This window comes from Candidatus Aquicultor secundus, assembly GCF_002791875.1.
In the GTDB taxonomy this organism is placed as follows: domain Bacteria; phylum Actinomycetota; class Aquicultoria; order Aquicultorales; family Aquicultoraceae; genus Aquicultor_A; species Aquicultor_A secundus.
The window spans coordinates 1-5,295 of record NZ_PFNG01000021.1 but is presented as its reverse complement, the minus strand read 5'-3'; the positions used below and the strand labels follow the sequence as shown (position 1 = coordinate 5,295).

At 50.2% G+C, this 5,295-nt stretch carries 8 protein-coding genes and 1 pseudogene; all 9 read left to right on the top strand.

The window, feature by feature from the left end; all coding sequences use genetic code 11:
• A pseudogene (locus tag COY37_RS11710) lies at positions 1-76 on the top strand (general stress protein B); the annotation flags it as partial.
• 87 nt (positions 77-163) lie between these two features.
• Positions 164-793, top strand: coding sequence for a phosphoribosyltransferase (locus tag COY37_RS00775; protein ID WP_286679039.1), 630 nt, complete (start codon positions 164-166; stop codon positions 791-793).
• Positions 794-1,083: 290 nt separating this feature from the next.
• Positions 1,084-1,431, top strand: a complete 348-nt coding sequence (locus COY37_RS00770; protein ID WP_286679040.1) for an STAS domain-containing protein — start codon at positions 1,084-1,086, stop codon at positions 1,429-1,431.
• On the top strand, positions 1,432-1,851 hold the full coding sequence (locus tag COY37_RS00765; RefSeq protein WP_286679041.1) for an ATP-binding protein: 420 nt from the start codon (positions 1,432-1,434) through the stop codon (positions 1,849-1,851). It begins immediately after the preceding gene.
• A gap of 95 nt (positions 1,852-1,946) precedes the next feature.
• Positions 1,947-2,168, top strand: a complete 222-nt coding sequence (gene tatA / locus COY37_RS00760) for a twin-arginine translocase TatA/TatE family subunit (protein ID WP_286679042.1) — start codon at positions 1,947-1,949, stop codon at positions 2,166-2,168.
• A gap of 43 nt (positions 2,169-2,211) precedes the next feature.
• Positions 2,212-2,919: a twin-arginine translocase subunit TatC gene (tatC, locus tag COY37_RS00755; protein ID WP_286679043.1), complete on the top strand. Its 708-nt coding sequence runs from the start codon at positions 2,212-2,214 to the stop codon at positions 2,917-2,919.
• A gap of 15 nt (positions 2,920-2,934) precedes the next feature.
• The gene (gene hypA / locus COY37_RS00750) at positions 2,935-3,279 is read left to right on the top strand and encodes a hydrogenase maturation nickel metallochaperone HypA (RefSeq protein WP_286679044.1); all 345 of its coding nucleotides are present in this window, start codon (positions 2,935-2,937) and stop codon (positions 3,277-3,279) included.
• Between the two features lie 33 nt (positions 3,280-3,312).
• Positions 3,313-3,972, top strand: a complete 660-nt coding sequence (hypB, locus tag COY37_RS00745) for a hydrogenase nickel incorporation protein HypB (protein ID WP_286679045.1) — start codon at positions 3,313-3,315, stop codon at positions 3,970-3,972.
• A gap of 105 nt (positions 3,973-4,077) precedes the next feature.
• Positions 4,078-5,118 carry a selenide, water dikinase SelD gene (gene selD / locus COY37_RS00740; RefSeq protein ID WP_286679046.1) on the top strand — a complete coding sequence of 347 codons (1,041 nt, stop codon included), beginning with the start codon at positions 4,078-4,080 and terminating at the stop codon, positions 5,116-5,118.
• Positions 5,119-5,295 lie beyond the last annotated feature (177 nt).

Genomic DNA, 5,295 nt, shown 5'->3' with positions numbered 1-5,295 from the left:
TTACGAGGAAATCGGCCACAAGGGCGGCCAGAAGGTAAAAGAACTTATCGAGCGTGGCAAACGCGCCGAAGAGTGATCTGTGGTCATGAATGAAAACAGCAGGTGTTTTGCTTGCTGTTTTTTTGTGAATAAATTTTTGTAGATAAATGGTAGGGGTGTTGAGATGTTTAGGGACCGGGTTGATGCAGGCCGCCAGCTTGCCAGGCGACTACAGGCCGAATATCGTGATTCGGATGCGGTGGTGCTTGCGATTGCAAGGGGCGGCGTGGTCGTCGGCAACGAGGTCGCAAAGGCATTACACTTACCGCTGGATGTTATTATCCCGAGAAAGATAGGCGCTCCGGGCAATCCGGAACTCGCCATCGGCGCCGTTGTGAAAGGCGCGGTGATGTTAAACGAGCCGCTAATAAGGGAACTCAACATACCCAGATCGTATATCGACCGGGAGGTAAGCAGGCAGATAAGCGAGATTGACAGGCGCCGCAGGCTTTATCTGGGAGATAAAGCCCCGCTTGACCTCACAGGCGCAACGGTCATACTGGTTGATGATGGGCTTGCAACCGGATACACGGCGCTTGCTTCTGTGAACGCGGTGAGGCGGGAAAACCCAAAAAAACTAGTCCTGGCCGTTCCGGTTGCTCCTGCCGATACCTGTCAGAGCCTAAAAGAGCACGTCGATGAGATCGTTTGCCCGGAAGTCCACGAACTTTTCTTCGCGGTCGGTCAGTTTTATGAGGTATTTGAACAGACATCGGATTCCGAAGTTATAGATATTCTGAACAGCTATCGGTAGGTAGCCGATAACCCCTCACAGGATAGAGCAAGCGCCCTGTTGCCAAGCGGTTGCTGTTTGCATAGAATTGAGTGAAAGAACACGCTTATTGTTTTCTGTGTTGTATTTTAGATTACGTTTTATTGAGCGCTTGTTTAGGGTATATAAAAGTGTTGCCGAGATATTCTGGTTCCCTATCGCTTCAGTTACCGGCCAAAATGGGTATTAACCAAGTACTTGTAATAGGTTCGAAGTTTGGCGGTAATTTCTGCGTGGTATAAGTGTCTTGAAAGATTCTAGGAGGTGGAGTAGTGGATTTGAAGATTGAGAGTAAAGAAGTAGACGGCATCGGGATAATCATTCTCGAAGGTGAAGTTGATGTATACACGGCACCAAAGCTAAAAAGTCGTTTAATCGATCTTGTGGATGAAGGCAAGTACAATATCATAATCGACTTGCAGAAGGTCGAGTTTATGGATAGCTCGGGCTTAGGAGTACTGGTGGGCGGCCTTAAGCGGGTAAAATCTCACCAGGGATCGATTTCCTTAGTCTGCACGCAGGAGAACATCCTCAAGATTTTCAGGATAACGGGCCTCGTTAAAGTATTTCCCATCTTTTCATCCGAAGACGAAGCAATTAACAGCCTAAAAGGATCGTAGGTGAACACGTTAAGCCAGCCGGTAAGCATAGAAATCCCGGCTAAGCCGGAATACGCCGGAATCGCGCGACTTATCGTAGCGGGGTTTGCCGGGCTTTTAGGGTTTGACAGCGAAACGACGGAGGATATAAAAATCGCTGTCTCCGAGGCATGCACAAACGCTATTATGCAATTGCACAAACAATCTCGATCTGAAGACATGGTGGTCGGTATTTCGGCCTACACAAACGATGACAACCTGGTGATCGATGTCGAATACCCGGCAAAAGGCATACCGCATGTTGAGAAGCCGGATTCTGAGTCCCAAGAAAAGGACCTGGTAATGAGTATCCTGACCAGCATTATGGACGAGGTCGACACGATCACTGCACAAAATCAGGGAGTTATCTTAAGACTCGTCAAAAAGATTCCCAAACACTAAAACACTAATACCTTCACCCAAATACTGTTTCACTAGTTCACTTATCACCTAGACTTGGCGCATTGCGGCTGCTAAACTGAGGTTGAGGGAAGTGTATGTTTTTAGGCTTAGGACCACCGGAATTAATAGTTATACTGATACTTGCGTTGATTATCTTCGGTCCGAAGAGGTTGCCTGAGATAGCGCGCTCGATCGGTAAAATGATAGGTGAATTCAAAAAGACATCCCAGGGTTTCCAAGACGCTGTTAAAAAAGATCTCATCGAGCCCATCAGCACCGTAGGTGAGGAGATAAAAGGGGATAGCAAAGAGGCATGATTCTTGCTACTCTCACTATATCTCAATATGGAGGGTTTCGTTCGTGAGCGATCAAGAGATGACCTTTTTGGATCATTTGGATGAGCTGCGCAAGAGGCTTATCTATGCCGTTATCGTCCTCCTCATCGGGACGACCGTTTGCTATATCTTCTTCAAACCGCTTCTTGAGTTCATCAAGTGGCCTTTACCGAGTGATTTGCAACATGTCCAGCTTACCGTGTTCGGCTTCATGCAGATATTCATGCTGCGCTTTAAGCTTGCCGTAATCGGGGGCTTTATCCTTACCTCGCCGTTTATAATTTACGAGATACTGGCATTTTTTGCCCCGGCGCTCAAGAGCAACGAGCGTAAATATATCTTCGCGATTCTGCCCGCCATGACGTTGCTGTTTCTTGGTGGTGCGGCGTTTGCGTTTTTCGTCGTCCTGCCGCCGGCTATTAGTTGGCTGCGTGCCCAAGGCATGGGGCAGCTCGGCTTTATCGTGAGGGCTGATGATTACCTTAGTTTTGTATCCCTATTCATGCTGTCATTTGGGGTTGCGTTTGAGGCCCCTTTGGTCATCATACTCCTGATAAAGCTCGGCATCGTCGACCGCAAAATGCTGCGCAAAAATTGGCGTTATGCGTATGTTGCAAGCTTCATCATCGCAGCCATCGCCACACCGGATTGGAGTATCGTCAGCATGAGCATACTTGGAGTCGTGCTTATCATACTCTTTGAACTAAGTCTGCTCGTCGCCCGCTGGCTTTAAGGGAGACGCTGCAAAATGCACGAACTTGGACTAACGCAGAGCATTCTTGATATAGCCGTCGAGCACGCGGTAAAGAACGGGGCGGCGAAGATTTCCCAGGTAAACGTGAAAGCCGGTGAGATGACCGCAATCGTCGAGGACTCGATGCAGTTTTTCTTCGAGTATCTGGCCGGCGATACGATAGCGGCGGGCGCTCAACTCGTCATCGAGCACGTCCCGATCGTTATTCGCTGCTTGCAGTGCGGCAAAGAAAGCGAAGTCGAGCAGCTCGATATCTATACCTGCCCGCACTGCGGCGAACATGCGGTTGAGCTTGTCTCCGGCCGGGAATTCTTTGTTGATTCTATAGAAGTGGAATAGGGCAACTACAAAGACAATTGCAGGTGATTCAGGATGGAAATAAAAGTTTTAGAGAGCATCTTTGCGGCAAACGAGAACCTTGCCGATAAAAACGCCGAGGTATTTAAAGAAAAAGGCATCTTTGCGATAAATCTCATGTCCTCGCCGGGCGCGGGTAAAACGAGCTTTATTCTCGAAACCGCCCGCCGCCTGTCCGGTCACCACAAAGCAGCGGTTATCGAAGGAGACATCGCCTCAAAAGTCGATGCGGAAAAAGTTCGCGAGCACGGGATTGAAACCGTGCAGATAAATACCGGGGGCGCTTGTCATCTTGAGGCCAATATGATTCAAAAATCGCTCGAGTACCTGGATTTGACCGGTGTCGACCTTTTAATAATCGAGAACGTCGGCAACCTGGTGTGCCCGGCGGATTTTGTCCTGGGCGAGTCGGCCCGCGTGGTTATCCTCTCGGTTCCCGAGGGCGATGACAAACCCCTCAAATACCCAACGATCTTCTCGAGCTGCGAGGTGTTGATCATCAACAAGATCGACATGCTGGCGCTTTCGGATTTTAGCATGGAGCGCCTCGAAGACACCGTTCGCAAGCTCAACCCAAATGTAAACGTTATACCCCTCTCCTGCCGGACCGGCGAAGGCTTCGATGCCTGGATGGGCTGGCTCGAGGACAAATTATCCGGCGCGCTCGGGCTCTAGAGCTTTTCTGGTTGTCAACGATGTTAATTCTTGTTATAATATCTATGAACAATTGCAATAATAGCAATTGATGTAGAACTACCGTCTGGAAGGAAAGAGGGTCCAATGGTGACGGAAAGAGTGCGTCTCACGCAGTTATCGAGCAAAAGCGGCTGAGCTGCCAAGATGAGTCCGGGGGACTTACAGCAGGCATTGAGCTGGTTGCCGACGGATAAGGCCGAGGAACTTTTGGTCGGCTTTGAGACGTCCGACGACGCCGCGGTCTACAAACTTGATGATACGCGCGCGTTGCTTCAGACCGTTGACTTCTTTCCGCCGATCGTCGATTCAGCATACATGTTCGGCCAGATAGTCGCGGCAAATGCGCTAAGCGATATCTACGCGATGGGTGGAACGCCGCTAACGGCGCTCAACCTCGCAGCGTTTCCGTGCAGTCTGGGGCTTGACCTTCTCGGTGAGATACTGCTGGGGGGAAGCGATAAGGTAAAGGAGTCGGGGGCCGTCATCGTGGGCGGGCATACCATCCAGGATAACGAGCCCAAATACGGCCTATCGGTAACAGGTATCGTCGACCTCGATAAGGTAATTACCAACAGCAACGCAAAACCGGGTGACGCGCTTGTTCTTACCAAACCGCTCGGCATGGGGATTCTTGCAACTGCTCTTAAGCGCGGTATCGTAAGCGAAGACGATATAATGCCGGCAATTGAAGCCGCCGCAACCCTTAACAAGGCCGCGGCCGAAGCCATGATCGAGGTGGGTGTAAACGCCTGCACCGATATTACCGGGTTCGGCCTGCTCGGGCACATGCATGAAATGGTAAACGGCAGCGGCGTAAAGGCGACGATCACCATCAAGAGCATCCCGATCTGGGAGCGCGCGATCGATCTCGCAAAGAAGGGCGTTATCCCGGGCGGCGCAAGGGGCAACCGCACGTTTCTCGGAGACGCCGTTGTGCTTACAGCCAGCGGCTCAATCCCGCCCGAAATTCTGTTCGATCCACAGACATCGGGTGGCCTTTTAATCAGCGTATCGCAGGAGAAAAGCAAACAGCTCCTCGACGCGCTTAAGTCGCATGGCGTAGCCACCAGGGCAGTCATCGGCCGAATCGAAGAAGGAACCGCGGGACTAATTGAGGTTATATAAGGGGGACGTTGTTTCCTGTGCGTCCTAACTTGTTGAGTTAGGACGCACAGGAAACAACGTCCCCCTTAAGCTTGTCTTCGAAAATCACACCCCGTTCGCCATTTCACTGTCCAAGTTGATATTTTGTCGAAAAACCTATTTAATTTGATTAGTAACCAAATTAAGACTTTAGACTCG

Bases quoted from the DNA above. Each gene is read 5' to 3' on its own strand.
- COY37_RS00775 (WP_286679039.1), top strand. From the start codon at position 164: ATGTTTAGGGACCGGGTTGATGCAGGCCGCCAGCTTGCCAGGCGACTA.
- tatA (WP_286679042.1), top strand. From the start codon at position 1,947: ATGTTTTTAGGCTTAGGACCACCGGAATTAATAGTTATACTGATACTT.
- hypA (WP_286679044.1), top strand. From the start codon at position 2,935: ATGCACGAACTTGGACTAACGCAGAGCATTCTTGATATAGCCGTCGAG.
- hypB (WP_286679045.1), top strand. From the start codon at position 3,313: ATGGAAATAAAAGTTTTAGAGAGCATCTTTGCGGCAAACGAGAACCTT.